At 67.2% G+C, this 19,478-nt stretch carries 17 protein-coding genes; 6 read left to right on the top strand and 11 right to left on the bottom strand.

Annotated features, from left to right (window positions below; all coding sequences use genetic code 11):
• Positions 1-171 precede the first annotated feature (171 nt).
• Complete coding sequence (locus JFY56_RS16690; RefSeq protein WP_208315045.1) at positions 172-540, bottom strand: hypothetical protein; 369 nt, start codon at positions 538-540, stop codon at positions 172-174.
• Positions 541-1,068: 528 nt separating this feature from the next.
• Here JFY56_RS16690 and JFY56_RS16685 point away from each other — a divergent pair.
• The 4 genes from JFY56_RS16685 to JFY56_RS16670 are packed head-to-tail and all read left to right on the top strand — an operon-like array spanning position 1,069 to position 5,811.
• Positions 1,069-2,151, top strand: coding sequence for an AI-2E family transporter (locus JFY56_RS16685; protein ID WP_408004421.1), 1,083 nt, complete (start codon positions 1,069-1,071; stop codon positions 2,149-2,151).
• Between the two features lie 10 nt (positions 2,152-2,161).
• Positions 2,162-3,682, top strand: coding sequence for an efflux transporter outer membrane subunit (locus tag JFY56_RS16680; protein WP_208315042.1), 1,521 nt, complete (start codon positions 2,162-2,164; stop codon positions 3,680-3,682).
• Entirely contained in the window at positions 3,672-4,772 is a 1,101-nt protein-coding gene (locus tag JFY56_RS16675) for an HlyD family secretion protein (RefSeq protein ID WP_208315040.1), read from the top strand. The genes JFY56_RS16680 and JFY56_RS16675 overlap by 11 nt, the downstream gene beginning before the upstream one ends.
• 1 nt (position 4,773) lies before the next feature.
• The gene (locus JFY56_RS16670; protein WP_208315038.1) at positions 4,774-5,811 is read left to right on the top strand and encodes a DUF2955 domain-containing protein; all 1,038 of its coding nucleotides are present in this window, start codon (positions 4,774-4,776) and stop codon (positions 5,809-5,811) included.
• Between the two features lie 38 nt (positions 5,812-5,849).
• Here JFY56_RS16670 and JFY56_RS16665 read toward each other — a convergent pair whose 3' ends face one another.
• The 4 genes from JFY56_RS16665 to JFY56_RS16650 all read right to left on the bottom strand — a co-directional run bounded on the left by JFY56_RS16665 (position 5,850) and on the right by JFY56_RS16650 (position 8,765).
• On the bottom strand, positions 5,850-6,554 hold the full coding sequence (locus JFY56_RS16665) for an alpha/beta family hydrolase (protein WP_208315036.1): 705 nt from the start codon (positions 6,552-6,554) through the stop codon (positions 5,850-5,852).
• A 119-nt stretch (positions 6,555-6,673) separates the two neighbouring features.
• Entirely contained in the window at positions 6,674-7,201 is a 528-nt protein-coding gene (gene ppa, locus JFY56_RS16660) for an inorganic diphosphatase (RefSeq protein ID WP_208315034.1), read from the bottom strand.
• A 78-nt stretch (positions 7,202-7,279) separates the two neighbouring features.
• Positions 7,280-8,098 (bottom strand): M90 family metallopeptidase, encoded by an 819-nt coding sequence (locus JFY56_RS16655; protein ID WP_208315032.1) that lies wholly within the window; start codon positions 8,096-8,098, stop codon positions 7,280-7,282.
• 7 nt (positions 8,099-8,105) lie between these two features.
• Positions 8,106-8,765: a DedA family protein gene (locus tag JFY56_RS16650; RefSeq protein ID WP_208315024.1), complete on the bottom strand. Its 660-nt coding sequence runs from the start codon at positions 8,763-8,765 to the stop codon at positions 8,106-8,108.
• Between the two features lie 183 nt (positions 8,766-8,948).
• On the opposite strand from JFY56_RS16650, the gene JFY56_RS16645 reads away from it, so the two are divergent.
• On the top strand, positions 8,949-10,541 hold the full coding sequence (locus JFY56_RS16645; protein ID WP_208315022.1) for a serine/threonine-protein kinase: 1,593 nt from the start codon (positions 8,949-8,951) through the stop codon (positions 10,539-10,541).
• A 149-nt stretch (positions 10,542-10,690) separates the two neighbouring features.
• Here the strand turns inward: JFY56_RS16645 and JFY56_RS16640 are convergent, their stop codons facing one another.
• From JFY56_RS16640 to eat, 4 genes are all read right to left on the bottom strand, one after another.
• Entirely contained in the window at positions 10,691-11,155 is a 465-nt protein-coding gene (locus tag JFY56_RS16640) for a GNAT family N-acetyltransferase (protein WP_208315020.1), read from the bottom strand.
• A gap of 195 nt (positions 11,156-11,350) precedes the next feature.
• On the bottom strand, positions 11,351-12,178 hold the full coding sequence (gene eutC / locus JFY56_RS16635) for an ethanolamine ammonia-lyase subunit EutC (RefSeq protein ID WP_208315018.1): 828 nt from the start codon (positions 12,176-12,178) through the stop codon (positions 11,351-11,353).
• A gap of 9 nt (positions 12,179-12,187) precedes the next feature.
• Positions 12,188-13,582, bottom strand: coding sequence for an ethanolamine ammonia-lyase subunit EutB (locus JFY56_RS16630; protein ID WP_208315016.1), 1,395 nt, complete (start codon positions 13,580-13,582; stop codon positions 12,188-12,190).
• Positions 13,583-13,637: 55 nt separating this feature from the next.
• Positions 13,638-15,002 (bottom strand): ethanolamine permease, encoded by a 1,365-nt coding sequence (gene eat / locus JFY56_RS16625; RefSeq protein WP_208315014.1) that lies wholly within the window; start codon positions 15,000-15,002, stop codon positions 13,638-13,640.
• A 294-nt stretch (positions 15,003-15,296) separates the two neighbouring features.
• Here eat and qhpR point away from each other — a divergent pair, with 294 nt between their 5' ends.
• Positions 15,297-16,349 carry an AraC-like transcriptional regulator QhpR gene (gene qhpR, locus JFY56_RS16620; RefSeq protein ID WP_208315012.1) on the top strand — a complete coding sequence of 351 codons (1,053 nt, stop codon included), beginning with the start codon at positions 15,297-15,299 and terminating at the stop codon, positions 16,347-16,349.
• 204 nt (positions 16,350-16,553) lie between these two features.
• Here qhpR and JFY56_RS16615 read toward each other — a convergent pair whose 3' ends face one another.
• Together JFY56_RS16615 and exaC are read right to left on the bottom strand one after the other, a co-directional pair.
• Entirely contained in the window at positions 16,554-17,597 is a 1,044-nt protein-coding gene (locus JFY56_RS16615; protein ID WP_208315010.1) for a class I SAM-dependent methyltransferase, read from the bottom strand.
• A gap of 250 nt (positions 17,598-17,847) precedes the next feature.
• Complete coding sequence (gene exaC / locus JFY56_RS16610; RefSeq protein ID WP_208315008.1) at positions 17,848-19,368, bottom strand: acetaldehyde dehydrogenase ExaC; 1,521 nt, start codon at positions 19,366-19,368, stop codon at positions 17,848-17,850.
• Positions 19,369-19,478 lie beyond the last annotated feature (110 nt).

Raw genomic sequence — 19,478 nt, 5'->3', positions numbered from 1 at the left:
CATCCTGTCTCAGGAGCCGCTGTCGGGCGGGTGACTGAAGTCAGAGCCGTCTTATGTTCTTCTGTAGGACTTATCTGAAAGATTTTTTCTGGCCCGATCCTACAGGAACTACAAGGGCGGATACCGCCTCCGCCGTTTCGGAGCGAAACCATCATGGCTCCCGTGTCGCCATCAGGCGGACCGCGCCGGCGGCCTGCAGTTCTTCGACGTCGTCGAGCACGGCGGTGAATTCGTCGCCGCCGAGACGGAAAATCCGGTCCTTTGCCGTCGAGGATCGTCCGGCCGCAGGCGTTCCCGGCCGGGAATGTCCCAGCTTTCGCCGATGACCGCGCCCTGCGGGTCGAAATAGATCAGGAAGTTGAAGTCCTGGTAGCGGATCATGTCCGCGTCGATATCGGCCGAGCCCTGGAACCCGCGGTTGGCGGTCTGGGCCAGCCAGTAGGTGTCCTGGGAAAACGCGTCGCTCCTTGCTCGCGATCGTCGCGCGCCGGCCAGGGGACGGGGGATCGGAAAATCACGAATCGCTTGTAGTGATTGCACTACACGGCTGGGCCGGAACTCACGTAGGTTGGTGCTGAACGCAGTGAAGCCCAACGATGGCGATGTTGGGCTTCGCGTTGCTCAGCGCCAACCTACGGTGGCCGTAGGAGCAACTGTCTTGCATGGTCGTGATGCTTCCCCCTCACCCTAGCCCTCTCCCTCGAGGGAGAGGGGACTGTCCGGAGTTGCCGGCTGGCATGGTGTACCATCTCACACCGTCGCGCCCCCTCTCCCTCCGGGAGAGGGTTGGGGTGAGGGGATCGCAACGCCGGAGTATCTGTAGGGCCATGACCGCGATTCGCGCCCATGGGGCGTTCCTGCACCTCCCATGGCGCCGCCACGCGATGAAAACCGTCCGCCGATCCAATGGGAATCGCGCCATGTTTCCGTCATTTTGCCGCCGTGATCGATGCCGTCTGCCATAGCGGAGTTGCAAACACCCGCTAGCATTCCAGTGGGGGCCTCTTTCCATATGATCGACATCACGAGGCCGGATACGCGAAAGAAGAAGGGAGCCTTTCCATGCCGATGCCAAGTCGTCGAGCCCAGGGCCTGCTGGACGTGCTGATCCGCGCCGGTCTGATCCTGGTGCTGGTCATGTTCTGCTACCAGGTGTTCAACCCGTTCCTCAACCTGATGCTCTGGGCGCTGATCCTGGCCATCACCCTCTATCCGCTGCACCTGCGCCTGCGCCGCTACATGGGCCAGCACGACGGGCGTGCGGCGACGCTGCTGACGCTGATCGGCCTGATCATCCTGCTGGTGCCGGTGTACCTGCTCGGCAGCTCGCTGGTGGAATCGGCGCGGGAGGCCGCCACCGCGCTGCACGGCGGCGCCCTGCACATCCCGCTGCCACCGGACTCGGTGGCAAGCTGGCCGCTGGTCGGCAAGGCCGTGCATGGCTTCTGGCTGCAGGCGGCCACCGACCTCACCGGCGTGCTGCAGAAGGCCGCCCCGCAGATCAGGGACTTCTCCGTCGTCCTGCTCAGCAAGCTGGCCGGGCTGGGCGCCGGGTTCATGGTCTTCATCGGTGCGGTGATCGTCGCCGGCATCATCATGGCCTACGGGCAGACCGGCACGCACAGCGCCCGGCGGATCGCCATGCGGCTGTCCGGCCCGGAACGCGGCGGCAAGATCGTCGAGCTGTGCACCGCCACCATCCGCGCCGTGGCGCTGGGGGTGATCGGCATTGCCTTCATCCAGATGCTGCTGGTCGGCCTCGGCTTCGTCGTCAAGGGCGTCCCCGCCGCCGGCCTGCTGGCGCTCGGAGTGCTGCTGCTGGGCATCATGCAGCTGCCGGCGACGCTGATCACGCTGCCGGTGATCGCCTTCATGTTCGCCACCGAGGGGCCGACCACCGGGGTGATCGTCTTCTCCATCTACGTGTTCGTCGCCGGCATGGTCGACAACGTGCTCAAGCCGCTGCTGCTCGGCCGCGGTGTCGACGTGCCGATGCCGGTGGTGCTGATCGGCGCGCTGGGCGGCATGGTCAGCAACGGCATCATCGGCCTGTTCATCGGCCCGGTGCTGCTGGCGGTCGGCTACAAGCTGTTCTGGCAATGGGTCGACGAACAGGTGCCGCCGGAAACCCCGACGCAGTCCGCCGACTGACCATCCCGGCATGCAGCGCCAGTCACTGCTGCTCGGCGCCATGCTGTTCGGCCTGGCCGGTTGCGTACGGCTGGGGCCGGACTTCGAGTCGCCGCGCGAGGACTGGCCGGAGCAGTGGCGCAGTACCGCCCTGGACCAGAGCACCGAGCAGCGCTCGCCGGCGGAGGATGTGCAGTGGTGGCGCCAGTTCGGCGATCCGCAGCTGGACCGCCTGATCGCCGAAGCCGAGGCCGGCAACTCGTCGCTGCGCATCGCCGGCCTGCGTGTGCTGGAGGCCCGCGCGCAGCTGAGCATCGCCCGCAGCGGCCGCTACCCGCAGGTGCAGCAGGCCAGCGCCGATGCCTTCTACCTGGACAGCCACCAGTCCGGCGGCAACCTGCCGGTGGACCGCCATCTCTGGCAGTACAGCGGCGGCTTCGACATCGCCTGGGAACTGGACTTCTGGGGGCGCTTCGCCCGCGCCATCGAATCCGCCGACGCCGCCTATTTCGCCAGCCAGGCCAATTACCAGGATGCCCTGGTGCTGCTGCGCGCGCAGGTCGCCGACACCTACTTCAGCTTGCGCACCACCGAGGCGCGCCTGCGCATCGCCCACGACAACGCCGCCAAGCAGAAGCGCAGCTACGAGATCACCGAACGCCTGTTCCGCAGCGGCAACAGCGCCGAGCTCGACCTGCAACAGGCCAAGACCCAGTACCTCGGCACCCTCAGCACCATCCCCGAGTTCGAGAGCCAACTGGCGCGCACCCGCAATGCGCTGACCGTGCTGCTCGGCCGGCCGCCGGGAGCGCTGGGCGAACTTGGCGAGCAGGATGGACTGATCCCGCTGCCCGAACGTGCGCACCTCAACGACGTGCCGGCCCGGCTGCTGCTGCGCCGTCCCGACGTGCGCGCCGCGGAGTGGTCGGTCGCCGCGCAGTCGGCGCAGATCGGCGTGGCCACCACCGATCTCTACCCGTCCATCGCGCTGCTCGGCAGCCTGGTCTGGACGGGCACCTCGCTGGATGGCAGCTCGGTCACCCGCGACCTGCTTGGCAGCCCCAGCCTGGTGTGGAACCTGTTCGACCACGGGCGCATCGAGGGCAATATCCTCACCCAGGACGCCCGCCTGCAGCAGCTCATCGAGGCCTATCGCGACACCGTGCGGCGGGCTGCGCAAGAGGCCGACGACGCCGCCACCGGGCTGCTCAAGGCGCTGGAGCGCGACCGCATCCTCGGCGAGGCCGAAGCTGCCGCGCAGCGCTCGCTGGAGCTGGCCAGCGCGCAGTACCGCGAGGGCTACTCGGACTTCCAGCGCGTGCTCGATGCCCAGCGCGCGCTGCTCTTCCAGCAGGACACCTACCTGGTCAACCGCAGCAGTGCGGTGAGCAACCTGATCGCCCTGTACCGCGCGCTGGGTGGCGGCTGGCAGAGCACGCAGGACCCGCTCGGCGCCGCCACCCGCGCGCAGATGCAGAAGCGCAGCGACTGGGGTGAGCTGCTCGACACCGCCTATCCGCCCCGCCGCGAGGACTCTCCCGATGAGCGCTGAGCCCAAACCCGCCGCCGCGGCCGACGCATCGCGCCGTGGCACCCGGCTGGTCGCCGTCCTGATCGGCGTGACCCTGCTCTGGTATCTGCTCGCCGACCGCTACACGCCCTACACCCAGCAGGCGCGGCTGCAGGCGTTCGTGGTGCCGGTGGCCGCCGAAGTGGCGGGCAGGGTGACCCGCGTCGAGGTGCGCAACAACCAGCGGGTGCGCGCCGGTGACCTGCTGTTCGCGGTCAACGACGAGCAGTACCGCATCGCCGTCGAGCGCGCCCAGGCCGACCTGGAAAGCACCCGCCGGCAGATCGGCGCCAGCAGCGCCGGCATCGAATCGGCGCTGGCCAACCAGCGCGCCGCCGAGGCCAACGAACTCAAGGCGCGGCAGGATCGCGACCGCCTCGAACGCCTGTACCGCGAGGACCCCGGCACCATCTCCCTGCGCCGCCTGGAAGTGTCGCGGGCGACCCTGGTGCAGGCCACCAGCCAGGTCGCCGCCGCCATCGCCGAGGTGCAGCGCGCCAGAGAACAGGAGGGCGGCAGCGGCGAGGACAACGCCAAGCTGCGCAGCGCCGCCAGCGCCCTGGAAAAGGCCCGGCTGGACCTGCGCAATACCGAGATACGCGCCCGCGCCGACGGCCTGATCACCGACCTGCGCACCGAGGTCGGCCTGTACGCCGCCGCCGGCAGCCCGGTGATGACCCTGATCGCCATCCAGGACATGTGGATCGCCGCCGACTTCACCGAGAACAACCTCGGCCACCTCAAGGAGGGCAGCCCGGTCGGCATCGTCCTCGACGCCATGCCGGGGCGGGTCTTCGCCGGGCGCATACGCAGCATCGGCCGCGGCGTCAGCGTCGGCCAGGACGCGCCGGCCGGCAACCTGCCCAGCGTGCAGAACAACCGCGACTGGCTGCGCGCCGCGCAACGTTTCCCGGTGGTGGTCGAGTTCGTTCCGGGGGAACTCGACGACTTCAGCCAGATCCGCGTCGGCGGCCAGGCCGAGGTGATGGCCTATCCGACCTCCGGCAACCCGCTCAACCTGCTGGGGCGTCTGTTCCTGCGGGTGATGAGCTGGCTGTCGTTCGCCTACTGAAATGGCCGCCAGCGACCCCCGCCCACGGCGCGCCCTGCGCCTGGCCTGCGGCACCGCCCTGGCGCTGGCCGCCGGCTACGGGCTGGGTGTGCCGCTGCCGTTCCTGGCCGCGCTGCTCACCGCCAACCTGCTGGCGCTGCGCAGCCAGGCGCTGCCACTCAAGGCGGCGCTCGCCCTGCCGCTGCTGGTGATGCTCACCACCAGCCTCGGCCTGCTGCTCATCCCGATGCTGCAGCACACGCCGCTCAGCGGCCTGCTGCTGATCGCCCTGTGCCTGTTCCACTGCTTCCGCTTCACCCTGCGCGGCGGCAACGCGCTGCTCGGCACCTTCGTGGTGATCGGCCTGACCATGATCACCAGCGCCGGCACCGCCAGCTTCGACCTGGCCCTGACGGTGATCGAGGCGCTGGCCAAGGCCCTGCTGCTCGCCGTGCTGGCGGCCATCCTCGCCCACGCGCTGTTCCCCGAACCGGCCGACGCCTCGGCGCCGCCCGCACCGGCGCAGGAAAGCCCGCTGGACGCCAACTGGATCGCCCTGCGCGCCACCCTGGTGGTACTGCCCGCGCTGCTCCTCGCACTGATCGATCCCAGTCGCTACCTGGCACTGATCCTCAAGTCGGTCGCCCTCGGCCAGCAGGTATGCAGCCACGAAACCCGCAACGCCGGCCGCGAACTGGTCGGCTCGACCCTGCTGGGCGGCGGCCTGGCGCTGCTGCTGTGGAGCCTGCTGACCCTGCAACCCAGCCTGCTCATGTATTGCCTGTGGCTGCTGCTGTTCAGCCTGCTGCTCGCCCGCCGCCTGTTTCGCCTTGCACCAAGCCGCGCCAGCCCGGGCTTCTGGCTGAACACCCTGGCTACGCTGATCCTGCTGCTCGGCCAGTCGGTGGAGGACAGCCAGACCGGCAAGGACGTCTACACCGCCTTCGCCGTCCGCCTGGCGCTGTTCATCGGCGTGGCGCTGTATGCCTGGCTGGCGGTGCATCTGATCGACCGTTGGCGTGGGCGGCGGCAGACTCGCCCCCAGTCTGCACAAGACTGATGTATGGAGTGGTATCGGCTGCATGATCGCTGCCGGTGTCAGTGAGTGGCTTGCTGCTGCCTTCCAGCCTGCCGGGCTATCACGCTCTCGATCTTTTCGAAGACTGTACTGGCCTGCAGCTCATTAAGCGCAAAGTCATGGCTCGTCTCGACCAGGAAGACCTCGACGCTTGGACTGAGCCGGTAACGTTCCTCTACGTCATGTCCACCGTATTCGTCCCGCGTTCCCTGCAAAATCAGCATCGGCGTCTTCAGGTGCTGCAGGTGCATGTATCGCTCAGGCTCATCGCCCATTTGCGGATGCTTGAACGGGTAGCCCATGCAGATGATCTGCTCGATGTTCGAGCTGTCGGCGATCAGGGACGCGACTCTGCCACCGGCGGAGCGGGACAGAACGATAGGTGTGTATTCGGCGCCGAGTTTCCCGACGATCTCCCGCAGGTCGTGGCAGCGGGCGGGGATGGAGTTGCCGCGTCGCCGGTACAGGTAGACGAAATAGGATGGGTTCGCGAGGCCGTATAGGATCTGGGTCAGTCGCAGCGTCAGCCGGCGGGAAAATGCCGGTAGCCAGGTCAGCCTGCTTTCGAGCCTTCTCGCCCGCTGGATGACTTCGGCCGCTGGGTCTTCCCAGATGATCCGGATGTCGTTGCGTCTGCTGAAGCGTCCCAGCAGCAACTGATTCAGCGATTCATCCTTCTGCCAGTTGTCACGTCCGACCAGGATGAGCGCAGGTTTTCTGGGCAACGATAGATCTCGCTTTGTTATTGCTCTGCTTTGGTAGCGACGCCTTGGGTCGGCTTCAGACGTTTTTCAGGCATTAAAAAACCCGGCTTGTGGCCGGGTTTTCAGGGGGTGGTCCGGACTTACTTCTGGTAAGCAGCAACCGCCTTCAGAATTTCTGCGCGAGCGGCGTCGGCGTTGCCCCAGCCCTCGACTTTCACCCACTTGCCCTTTTCGAGGTCCTTGTAGTTCTCGAAGAAGTGCTTGATCTGCTCCAGCAGCAGGGCCGGCAGGTCGGTGTATTCCTTCACGTCCACGTACAGCTGGCTCAGCTTGTCGTGCGGGACGGCGATCAGCTTGGCGTCGCCGCCGGCTTCGTCGGTCATGTTCAGCACGCCGACCGGACGGGCGCGGATCACGGAGCCCGGGGCCACCGGATACGGGGTGACTACCAGCACGTCCAGCGGGTCGCCGTCGTCAGCCAGGGTGTTCGGGATGTAGCCGTAGTTGGCCGGGTAGAACATCGGGGTGGCCATGAAGCGGTCGACGAACAGGCAGTCGGTGTCCTTGTCGATCTCGTATTTGATCGGCGCGTGGTTGGCCGGGATCTCGATGGCAACGTAGATATCGTTCGGCAGGTCTTTGCCAGCCGGGACTTTGCTGTAGCTCATGGTCGACTCCAAGGGGGCACGCCAAAAAAGTGGGCGCGATTATAGGCAGATTGTTCGGCGCAGGCCACAGACTTTCGTTCAACCCTGCGTTGCTTCCTGATAATCGGGGTGTTCGTGTTGCAGTTTGTGCAGGCGCGCCAGCGGGTCCTGGCGGTAGAACAGGCGCAGCTGGGCGTAGACCTGTGGGTAGGCGTGCTCCAGCAGATCGGGGGCGCTGAAGAAGTATTCGCTGGTGACGGCGAAGAACTCCGCCGGGTCTTCCGCCGCGTAGGGATCGATAGCGGTGTTGGCGTGCGGATCGTGGTCGAGCTGGCGGTTGAGGTCGTCGTAGGCCGACTGCATGGCGCTGGCCCAGTCGCTCACGCGCATTTCGCGGTGCAGCGGCGGCAGGCCGTTGGCGCCGCCGTTGAGCATGTCCAGCTTGTGCGCCAGTTCGTGGATCACCAGGTTGTAGGCGTCCCAGCCGCCGCCGCTTTCCACGCCGGGCCAGGCGAGGACCACCGGGCCCTGCAGGGAGGTTTCGCCGCTGCGTTCGTCGTCGAACTCATGTACTACGCCGGCCGGATCGCGGTGTTTCTGCGGACTGACGAAGTCGTCGGGGTAGAGCACCAGTTCATGGAAGCCGCCGTACCAGTTCAGCTCCGGCAGGTGCAGCAGCGGCAGCTGGGCCTGGGCGGCGAGGTGCAGGCGGCGGCGTTCGTCCAGCTCGACGCCGGGCAGCGCCGACACGCGCTTGGCGTGAAGGAACAGCACGGCACGCTCGCCGAGCAGTTGCAGCTCGTCGGCGCTGAGACCGTCGAGGATCGGCAGGCCGTGCACGACTTCTGTCCACAGCGCCGGGTCCAGCGGATTGCGGGCGAGGGTGCGGCGCCGGCGCCAGGCGCTGAACGACCACATCGATCGGTCAGCGCTGCGAGGTCTGCGGCTTGGCGGCCGGGCGCATCTTGTGGCGGATCACGCCAATCAGCATCGGTACCAGCGAGAAGGCGATGATGCCGAGAATCATCAGCGAGAGGTTCTGCTTGATGAACGGCACGTTGCCGAAGAAGAAGCCAAGGGCGACCAGACCACCGACCCAGAGCACGCTGCCGGCGACGCTGAAGGCGAGGAAGCGCAGGTAGGGCATGTAGGCCATGCCGGCGACGAAGGGCGCGAAGGTCCGCACGATGGGCAGGAAGCGCGCGAGCGTCACGGTCTTGCCGCCGTGGCGTTCGTAGAAGGCGTGGGTCTGGTCGAGGTAGTCGCGGCGGAACACCTTCGAATCCGGATTGCTGAACAGGCGTTTGCCCAGCGTTCGGCCGATCACGTAGTTGGTACTGTCGCCGCTCACCGCCGCGATGAACAGCAGGCTGCCGAGCAGCCACGGGTCCATGCCGCCGGTGGCGCAGATGGCGCCGGCGATGAACAGCAGTGAGTCGCCGGGGAGGAACGGCGTCACCACCAGACCGGTTTCGCAGAAGATCACCAGGAACAGGATGGCGTAGATCCAGACGCCATAGTCGCTGACCAGAATGGACAGGTAGGTGTCGAGGTGAAGGATGAGATCGATCGGGTTGAAATCCATTAGACGCCTGTGAAATACGACGGGGGTGAACTGCAAGGCCGGCCATTATAGGCAGGCGATTCTGACCAGTGGAGCGCGCTTTATCGTGTCCTGCTATCGGCGACTGTTTGCAGGATATTACACGCTCCTTCCGGCATGAAGGCTGCAAGTCAGGTACTCGACCCGCTTGAGCAAGGAGCGGCAATGAGTACTCATTCCAGCGCCCGCGGGGCGATCAACATGGCCCTGGGCACCGGTATAGACCTGCCGACCCAGGCGGCGCGGGTGCGCGCGCGATGGCTGGGCGGCCGGCACGGACGGCCGCCGGTGTTCATGCTCGCACTGCTCTGGGGGCGCGGCTGCGCCAATGTGGTGCAGACCCTCGAACTGCAGCTCGATGCGCTGTTCGCCGACTACGCCTGCACCCCCGAGGCCTGGTCCGAGGCGCAGGCGGCGCGCCAGGTGCTCGCCTCGCTGAACATGCTCTGGTATCGCGGCCTGCAGAGTGGACGCGAGGATTTGCCGGAGCTGTCCGCCGGCATCCTGCTGATCCAGGGCGACGACGCGCAGTTCCTGCAGAGCGGCAATGTCGGCCTGCTGCGCTATCGCGATGGCGTCCTGCATGAGCTGGCGGGACACGAGGGGCGTAGCCTCGGCGCCCAGGCCGAACTGGCGCTGACCCAGCACGCCCTGGCATTGCACGCTGGTGATGCGCTGTTGCTGGCGCCACAGCCGCTGCTCACGGTGATCGACCGGCAGAGGCTGCAGGACGGCTGCCGCGATCTGCGCGAGGAAACCCTCGACACGCTGCTGGAGCCCTTCCTTCACGCGCCGGGCGCCGCCGCGCTGGTGCTGCCGGGCAATCGCGAGGCCTATCTGGCGCCGGTGCCGGTGAGCGTGTGGCCGGCTCCCGGCACCTTGCGGGCGGGCGATCGGCTGGAACGCTGGACCCTGCTCGAAGGCTGCGCCTATGGACCGCCCGGACGGCTGTTCCGCGCCCGCCACGCCGATGGTCGCGAAGCGCTGTTGCTGCCCTCCGCGACAGCCGCCGACCAGGCCTTCTGGCAGCGCGAATGGGCGCTGCGTCGCTGCAAGGTGGCCAGCCTGCCCGGCGTGCTGTCCACCCGCGTGCCGCGCCAGCATGCCTTCCAGCTGTTCGCCATGCCGCAGGGAGAGTGGCGCAGCCTGCCGGACTGGATCGCCAGCCGCCGTCCGCTGGACCCCTTCAGCCTGATGGCATTACTCGAACAACTGGTCGAAGCGGTGCGCGCGCTGCAACGGCGCGGCATGCAGGGACTCTGGCTGGAGCCGCGGCAGGTGCTGGTCAACGAAGGCGGGCGGCTACTGTTGCTGCCCGAGCACGCCGCCATCGTCCCGGGCGTGCCGCGCCAGGCGTTGCCCGAAGGCGTGGTGCCGCTGGCGCCGGAGCTGCGCGCCGGATTGCCGGCCGATGGCCGCGCCGACCAGTTCGCCCTGGCGGCGCTGGCCTACTGGCTACTGAGTGGAAGCTGGCCGCAGGCGGCGCTGGCGGACAATGGGGAGGATTGCCGCTATGCGCCCCTGGCCGAACACGACCGCAGCCTGCCGGCAGGCTGGGATGCGGTGCTGGCGCGCGCCCTGGCGCCGGACGCGGGGCAGCGCTACGAGGCGCTGTCCGAGTTCGTCCAGGCGCTCGCCCGGCTTCTGGAAAAAGCCGATTCGCCGGCCCCGCGTCTGCGGCGCCGGCAACTGGTCGCCATCGGCGTGCTGGCCGGCGTCCTGCTGTTGAGCGTCGCCTGGCAGCTTGGCGGCGGGTGAGCAGCCTTAGAGGCTTTTTACGATCTCGCGAGCTAGAGCAGAACAAGGCGAAAACGGGCGAGGGAGCGGAGTTTACACGCAGTAAATGAGCATCCCGAGCCCGTTTTCAACGCAGTTATGCCGACGCGCAGCAGATCGTAAACAGGCTCTCAGGTCAGTTCGTCGGTGATCGGCAGTATGTAGTTCTTGAATTCCTTGTCTTCGTGGAAGCCGATCGACTCGTAGGTCTTCTGCGCCGCCTCGTTGTCGACGCTGGTGGAAACCCGCATGCGCACGGCCTGGGTATCCCGCGCCATCTGCTTGGCGGTCTGCAGCAGGTGGTCGGCGACCAACTGGCGGCGGGCATCCTCGGCGACGTAGATGTCGTTGAGAATCCACACGCGCTTGAGCGACAGGGAGGAATAGCTGGGATAGAGCTGGCAGAAGCCGAGCAGCTTGCTGTCGCTGTCGTCGGGCAAGGCCAGGTAGATCACCGATTCCTTGCGGCGCAGGCGCTTCTCGAGGAATTTCCGCGAGGATTCGGGGTAGGGCAGCATTCCGTAGAACTCGCGGTATTTGACGAACAGCGGCGCGAGCAGGTCGAGATGTTCGAGGGTAGCTTGCACGATGCGCATGACGGTCCTCGTCTTTTCGGTGAGCGGGCTGCCGGAATACTGCAGATGTCATGCCAGCAGTCCGGCCGATGCTGCACAAGTCGAGTTGAAAGCGCAATCAAAGCGGGCGTTTGAATAGTAGGTTGGCGCTGAGCCTGCGAAGCCCAACGATGCCACGTCCGGAAGATGTTGGGCTTCGCTACGCTCAGCGCCAACCTACGTGGTCAGCAGGAAGTTGGCGGTGGGGCGGTTGTCGCCGTCGTCCAGCGTCGCGACTTCTGTTTCGTCCTTCAGGTTCACCCCGGACAGCTGCCGGCGGCAGGCTTCGCGCATCAGGTAGAGCAGGCGGTGGGCGGCCATGGCGTAGCTCAGGCCTTCCAGGCGCACGTTGGAGATGCAGTTGCGGTAGGCGTCGGTGAGGCCGACCCGGGGCGCCCAGGTGAAGTACAGGCCGAGGCTGTCCGGCGAGCTGAGGCCGGGGCGTTCGCCGATCAGGATCACGCTCATCTTCGCCCGCAGCAGTTCGCCGACCTCGTCGGCCACCGCCACGCGTCCCTGTTCCACCAGTACCACCGGCGACAGCGTCCAGCCTTCGGCCTGCGCCAGTTCCTCCAGGCGTTCGAGGAAGGGCAGGGCATGGCGGTGCACGGCCAGCGAGGACAGGCCGTCGGCCACCACTATCGCCAGATCGACCGGCGTGGCGTGGCCGGCGGCGTATTCACGCAGGCGTTCAGCGGATTCCGTGGACAGGCGGCGGCCAAGGTCCGGGCGCTGCAGGTAGACATGCCGGTCCGCCGCCGCGCTGTGCAGCAGCAGGCTCGCCCGGTTGCGGCGGGCCAGGCCCTCTCTCAGCGCGGCATGCTCGAAGGGCAGGTGCACGGCGTCGCGCGCCTGTGCGTGGGCGAACTGGAAGTCCAGCCGCGCGCGGCTCGGCAGGCTGGTGCCGGCGCGGCCGAGGGCGATGCGCGCCGGGGTCAGCGCGCGCAATTGCTGCCAGGGGCTGTCGATCACGCCCGCTGTCGGTTCGTCGATGTCCTTGCTCATGCGCTGTCCTCAGGCCAGTTGCGCCAGGGCGTGGCGGAATGCCGGCGGCAGGTTGTCGCCGAAGCGTACCCGGCCGCTGGCCTGGGTGAAGATGCCCATCTTCTCCAGCCAGGCCTCGAACTCCGGCGCCGGTTTCAGGCCGAGGACCTGGCGGGCGTAGAGCGCGTCGTGGAAGGAGGTGGTCTGGTAGTTGAGCATCACGTCGTCGGAGCCGGGGATGCCCATGATGAAGTTGATCCCGGCCACGCCGAGCAGGGTCAGGAGCATGTCCATGTCGTCCTGGTCGGCCTCGGCGTGGTTGGTGTAGCAGATGTCGCAGCCCATCGGCAGGCCGAGCAGCTTGCCGCAGAAGTGGTCCTCCAGCCCGGCGCGGATGATCTGCTTGCCGTTGTACAGGTACTCCGGGCCGATGAAGCCGACCACGGTGTTCACCAGGAACGGCTTGAAGTGCCGCGCCACCGCGTAGGCGCGGGTCTCGCAGGTCTGCTGGTCGACGCCGTGGTGGGCGTTGGCCGAGAGCGCGCTGCCCTGGCCGGTCTCGAAGTACATCAGGTTGTCGCCGACAGTGCCGCGCTTCAGCGACAGGCCGGCCTCGTAGCCTTCGCGGAGGATCGCCAGGTTGATGCCGAAGCTGGCGTTGGCCGCCTCGGTGCCGGCGATGGACTGGAACACCAGGTCCAGCGGCGCGCCACGGTTGATCGCCTCGATGGAGCTGGTGACGTGGGTCAGCACGCAGGACTGGGTGGGAATCTCGTAGCGCCGGATGATCGCGTCGAGCATCTCCAGCAGCGTGCAGATCGAGGCCAGGCTGTCGGTGGCCGGGTTGATCCCGAGCATGGCGTCGCCGTTGCCGTAGAGCAGGCCGTCGAGGACGCTGGCGGCGATGCCGGCGGGGTCGTCGGTGGGGTGGTTCGGCTGCAGGCGGGTCGACAGCCGTCCGAGCAGCCCGAGGGTGTTGCGGAAGCGGGTGACCACGCGGATCTTCTGCGCCACCAGGATCAGGTCCTGCACGCTCATGATCTTCGACACCGCCGCCGCCATCTCCGGCGTCAGCCCCGGCGCCAGGGCGCGCAGCGCGGCCTCGTCGGCATGTTCGCCGAGCAGCCAGTCGCGCAGCCCGCCGACGGTCAGGTGGCTGACCGGGGCGAAGGCCGCGCGGTCGTGGCTGTCGATGATCAGGCGGGTGACCTCGTCCTCTTCGTAGGGGATCAGCGCCTCGTCGAGGAAGCGCTTGAGCGGGACGTCGGCCAGCGCCATCTGCGCGGCGACGCGCTCGGCATCGCTGCCGGCGGCGACCCCGGCCAGGCAGTCGCCGGAGCGCGCCGGGCTGGCCTTGGCCATCAGTTCCCTGAGGCTGTCGAAGCGCCAGGTCTGGCCGCCGATGCTGTGTGCGTATCCGGGCATGGAAACTCCTTGGTGGTTCGGCGCCGGGCGCATGAGCGCCCGGCGCAGCTATCGATCAACCTTCGCTGGCGAAGCGCACCGGCATTCCGCGGTTGGCGCTGACGACGATATTGCAGCAGGCGCAGCCGGCGAGCATCAGCCCGAGGAACACCAGGGCGATGACCTGGTTGAACCAGACCATCGCCGCCAGGCAGAGCAGTGCCAGGCCGAGGGCGATGGCCGGAACTACAGGGTAGCCGGGGGCGCGGAAGCTGCGCTCCAGGTGCGGTTCGCTGCGGCGCAGCTTGAACAGGCTGCACATGCTCATGATGTACATGACGATGGCGCCGAACACCGACATGGTGATCATCGCCGCGGTCAGGCTCATGCCCTGCAGGCTGATCAGGTTGTCGCTGAAGATCGCTGCGATGCCTACCACGCCGCCGGCGAGGATCGCCCGGTGCGGCGTCTGGAAGCGCGACAGTTTGGCCAGTCCGCTGGGCAGGAAGCCGGCGCGGGCGAGGGCGAAGAACTGCCGCGAGTAGCCGAGGATGATGCCGTGGAAGCTGGCCACCAGGCCGAACAGGCCGATCCACACCAGCATGTGCATCCAGGTCGAGTCGTTGCCGACCACCGCCTTCATCGCCTGCGGCAGCGGGTCGTTGATGTTCGCCAGTTGGCGCCAGTCGCCGACGCCGCCGGCGAAGATCATCACCCCGATCGCCAGGGTCACCAAGGTGAGGATGCCGGCGATGTAAGCGCGCGGAATGGTGCGTTTCGGGTCCTTCGCCTCTTCGGCGGCCATGGCCGCACCCTCGATGGCGAGGAAGAACCAGATGGCGAAGGGGATGGCGGCGAAGATGCCGGAGAGCGCCGGCATGCCGAAGGTATCGGAACCGGCCCAGCCGTTGAGCACGAAGTTGCTGAAGCTGAAGCCCGGCGCCACTACGCCCATGAACACCAGCAGCTCGGCGACGGCGAGGACGGTGACGACCAGCTCGAAGGTGGCGGCGATGCTCACGCCGAGGATGTTCAGCGTCATGAAGATCAGGTAGGCGCCGGCCGCCGCCCACTTCGGTTCGAGCTCCGGGTACTGCACGTTGAGATAGGCGCCGATGGCCATGGCGATGGCCGGCGGGGCGAAGACGAACTCGATGAGCGTGGCCATCCCGGCGACCATCGCGCCGTTCTTGCCGAAGGCGCGCAGGCTGTAGGCGAACGGCCCGCCGGCATGGGGGATGGCGGTGGTCAGTTCGGTGTAGCTGAAGATGAAGCAGGTATACATCACCGCCACCAGCAGCGTGGTGACGAGGAAGCCGAGGGTGCCGGCGGCGGCCCAGCCGTAACTCCAGCCGAAGTATTCGCCGGAGATCACCAGGCCCACGGCGAGCCCCCATAGATGCAAGGTTCCAAGCGTCGGTTTTAATTGTGATGCGCTCATTGCGGACTCCTCTGCCCCGCGGGGCGTGGACGGTTACCTGGGTCCGATGGTAGCGAGCGAAAACCGCCAGGACTTGACCCGCGGGCACGCCGTGCGGCGCCTGCGGTCAACTTGTGTCGGGGTGTTACACAATGCCCCAGGATGGGGCGGGGCCATTCTTCTACGGGGCTGATTCTCATGGCCGTGAGTGGCGGCGCGCGTGCCGTGCGGAGTCATCGCGCGGGCGCGGCACGGAGTTTGCTGCGTTCTTTTCCGACGTGCGATTCACAACCCATAACGACGAGCGTGCCCACCATGACTCCGTCCCTGTTTTCCTGTGCCACCCCCGGCGCGCCGCTGGCGAGCAACCTCGGTGTACTGTCCGCCGCCGCCAGCGGGTTGGATGGCTTCATCACCGCCCAGGGTGGTGACCTCGACCGCGTGCTCGGCAGCGCCGGCGTCGATCCCGAGCGCCTGCGCCATCCGACCCTCAGCCTGGCGCTGACCAGTTACTGCGAGGTGCTGGAAGAGGCGGCGCGGCAGTCCGGCTGCGACAACTTCGGTTTGCGCTACGGCCAGCAGTTCCGCCCGCAGGAGCTCGGCCTGCTGGGCTACGTCGGGCTCTGTTCGGAAAATCTGGAAGCAGCGCTGAAGAACTTCGTCGCCGCCTTCCCCTATCACCAGCACAACACGCTGATCCGCCTGGTGGACTGCGGCGAGTGCTATCGCTTCGACTACCAGGTGCGCCACGGCGCGATCCTCGACCGCCGGCAGGACGCCGAGCTGACCATGGGCATGGCGGTCAACCTGCTGCGCCACGTGCTCGGCCGCGACTGGGCGCCGCGCGCGGTGGGCTTCGAACATGCGCGACCGGAAGGCTGGCAGGAGCACGCCAGGGTGTTCGACGCGCCGTTGCTGTTCGAGCGCCCGTGTAACTCGCTGCTGGTGCCCAAGGCCGACATCCGCGACCGGCCGATGCCTGAGCGCGACGCCAACCTGCTGTTCCTGGTGCAGGACGTGATCCGCCGCCTCGGCGAGCAGAACAATCGCCCGGATTTGCTGGAGGATGCCGGCACGCAGATTCGCCTGGCGCTGGCCGAAGGAGAGCCGGCGCTGGAAGTGATCGCCGAACGTATGGAACTGACCCCGGCCGGCCTGCAGCGCCGCCTGCGCGAAGCCGGGCTGAGCTTCAGCCAACTGGTCGAGAACACCCGCCGCGAACTGGCGCTGCACTACCTGCGCCAGCCGGGCAGGGCTGTTTCCGAACTGGCGCTGCTGCTCGGCTATTCCGAGACCAGCGCCTTCTCCCGCGCCTTCCGCCGCTGGTTCGGCGTCAGCCCGAGGCAGTGGCGTAGCGAGGGGCGATAGGACGTCGCTGGTATTCCCTCACCCCAGCCCTCTCCCGGAGGGAGAGGGGATTGTTCGAAGTTGCCGGGAAGCTCGGAGCTCCGCGTTCCGCCATGGTGCCCCCTCTCCCTCCGGGAGAGGGCTGGGGTGAGGGGGCGCATCGAAGCGAAATCGTTGGGCTTCGTACCTCAGCCCAACCTACGGCAGCTTCGTTTCGCCTTCACCTCACCGCCGCGCTTCGAGGATCAGGTTGAACGGCGTTTCCGCCGCCCTCCGGAAGCGGGTGAAGCCGGCTTCCTCGAACACCTTCCGCAAACGCGCCTCGCCCGCCTGGGCGCCGAGGCCGAGGCCGACTTCCTGGGACAGCGAGTTGGGCGTGCAGATGAAGGTCGAGGCGGCATAGAACAGCCGGCCCACCGGCGTCAGGTTGTCCTCCAGGCTGTCCCCGGCGTAGGGCTCGACCAGCAGCACGCTGCCGTCCGCTGCCAGGCGCTGGCCGGCGTGGCGTGCCGCGCCCACCGGGTCGCCCATGTCGTGCAGGCAGTCGAAGAAGCAGATCAGGTCGTACTCGCCGGGATAGTCCTTGGCGCTGGCCTGGGCGAACTGCGCGCGTTCGTCGACACCGGCCTCGTGGGCGCGCCGGCTGGCGGTTTCCACCGAGGGCGCGTGGTAGTCGAAGCCGAAGAACTGCGAAGCCGGGAAGGCCTCGGCCATGATCACCGTGGACGCGCCATGGCCGCAGCCGATGTCGGCCACCCGCGCGCCGCTGCGCAGCTTGTCGACCACGCCATCCAGCGCGGGCAGCCATTCCTCCACCAGATGCGCGCGATAGCCGGGGCGGAAGAAACGCTCGGTACCACGGAACAGGCAGGGATGGTGATCGCCCCAGGGCAGCGCGCCGTCACCGCGCATGGCGGCGACCAGCTTGTCCTTGTCCTGGTACAGCGCGGCCAGCACGCTCGCGCCGCCGGCCACGTACACCGGGGAGTCCTCCACGGCCAGCGCCAGGGCCTGTTCTTCCGGCAGGCGGAAGCGTCCGTCGGCATGTTCGAGATAGCCGGAAGCGGCCTGCGCACTCAGCCATTCGCGCAGCAGCCGGGGATTGCAGCCGGTGCGTTCGGCCAGTTCATCGGGAGTGACTGGCTGGTTGTCGGCCATGGCCTTGTACAGGCCCAGCTCGTCGCCGAGCAGCACGCTGGCGAGCATGGCCGCGCCGCCCATGTCGCTGACCAGACGGCCCATGAATTCGTTGAGTTTGGCTTCGTCCATGGCATGTCCTCCGTTGTGGGAGAGGGCGCATGGCAAGGCGATGAGGCTCGCGCGTGCGTACCGGGGCTCCAGTCTAGCGCTGTGCCGGGGTAGGGAATCGCAGGGTGACGACCGGTGCAGAGCGTGTAGGGCGGGTGCAACCCGCCAATGTGGCGGCGGCGTGGCGGGTTGCACCCGCCCTACGGGCTCAGGGCAAAAAAACGCGGCCCGGAGGCCGCGCAGGAGAGAGCTGGGGGAGACTTGCCGGGGCTTAGAAGAAGCCCAGCGGATTGATGTCGTAGCTGACCAGCAGGTTCTTGGTCTGCTGGTAGTGGTCGAGCATCATCTTGTGGGTTTCGCGGCCGACGCCGGACTTCTTGTAGCCACCGAAGGCGGCGTGCGCCGGGTACAGGTGGTAGCAGTTGGTCCACACGCGGCCGGCCTTGATGCCGCGGCCCATGCGGTAGGCGCGGTTGATGTCGCGGGTCCAGACGCCGGCGCCGAGGCCGTATTCGGTGTCGTTGGCGATGGCCAGGGCTTCGGCTTCGTCCTTGAAGGTGGTGACGCCCACCACCGGGCCGAAGATTTCCTCCTGGAACACGCGCATCCGGTTGTTGCCCTTCAGCAGGGTCGGCTGGATGTAGTAACCGGTGGCCAGGTCGCCATCGAGTTTTTCCACCTTGCCGCCGGCGAGCACTTCGGCGCCTTCCTGCTGGGCGATTTCCAGGTAGGAGAGGATCTTGTCGAACTGCTGCTCGGAGGCCTGGGCGCCGACCATGGTGTCGGTGTCCAGCGGATCGCCACGCTTGATCGCCTTCACCTTCTTCATCACCTCGGCCATGAACGCCGGATAGATGGATTCCTGCACCAGCGCGCGGGACGGGCAGGTGCACACTTCGCCCTGGTTGAAGAAGGCCAGCACCAGGCCCTCGGCGGCTTTCTCGATGAACGCCGGCTCGGCCTGCATGATGTCTTCGAAGTAGATGTTCGGCGACTTGCCGCCCAGCTCGACGGTGGACGGGATGATGTTCTTCGCCGCGCATTCGAGGATGTGCGAGCCCACCGGAGTCGAGCCGGTGAAGGCGATCTTGGCGATGCGCTTGCTGGTGGCCAGCGCCTCGCCGGCTTCCTTGCCGAAGCCCTGGACGACATTGAGCACGCCCGGCGGCAGCAGGTCGCCGATCACTTCCATCAGCACGCAGATGCCCAGCGGGGTCTGCTCGGCCGGCTTGAGTACCACGCAGTTGCCGGCGGCCAGCGCCGGGGCGAGTTTCCACGCGGCCATCAGCAGCGGGAAGTTCCACGGGATGATCTGCCCGACCACGCCCAGCGGCTCGTGGATGTGGTAGGCCACGGTGTTCTCGTTGATCTCGGCGGCGCCGCCTTCCTGGGCGCGGATGCAGCCGGCGAAGTAGCGGAAGTGGTCGGCGGCCAGCGGGATGTCGGCGTTCAGGGTTTCGCGGATCGGCTTGCCGTTGTCCCAGGTTTCGGTGATGGCGAGCAGTTCCAGGTTCTGCTCGATGCGGTCGGCGATCTTCAGCAGGACGTTCGAGCGATCCTGTACCGAGGTGCGGCCCCATGCGTCGGCAGCGGCATGGGCGGCATCCAGGGCCTTGTCGATGTCCTCGGCGCTGGAGCGGGGAAATTCAGCGATCGGCTGGCCGTTCACCGGCGAGGTGTTGGTGAAGTACTGGCCTTTCACCGGCGCGACGAATTCGCCGCCGATGTAGTTGCCGTAGCGGGACTTGAAGGAAACGAGGGCGCCTTGGGTACCGGGGTGGGCGTAACGCATGGTGGTCTCCTGGATCTTGTCTTTGTTGGGAGGACGCGGTTGATGTATTCAAGCCTAGTGCAAGGGGTGGGCCATGCCAGCGAAAGCCTTGCCGTTGCTGGCTTCCGCCG

Source organism: Pseudomonas schmalbachii, from assembly GCF_017589465.1.
Classification (GTDB): Bacteria; Pseudomonadota; Gammaproteobacteria; order Pseudomonadales; family Pseudomonadaceae; genus Pseudomonas; species Pseudomonas schmalbachii.
Note: the sequence above shows the minus strand (reverse complement) of the source record. Positions and strands in the feature narration are given on the sequence as shown.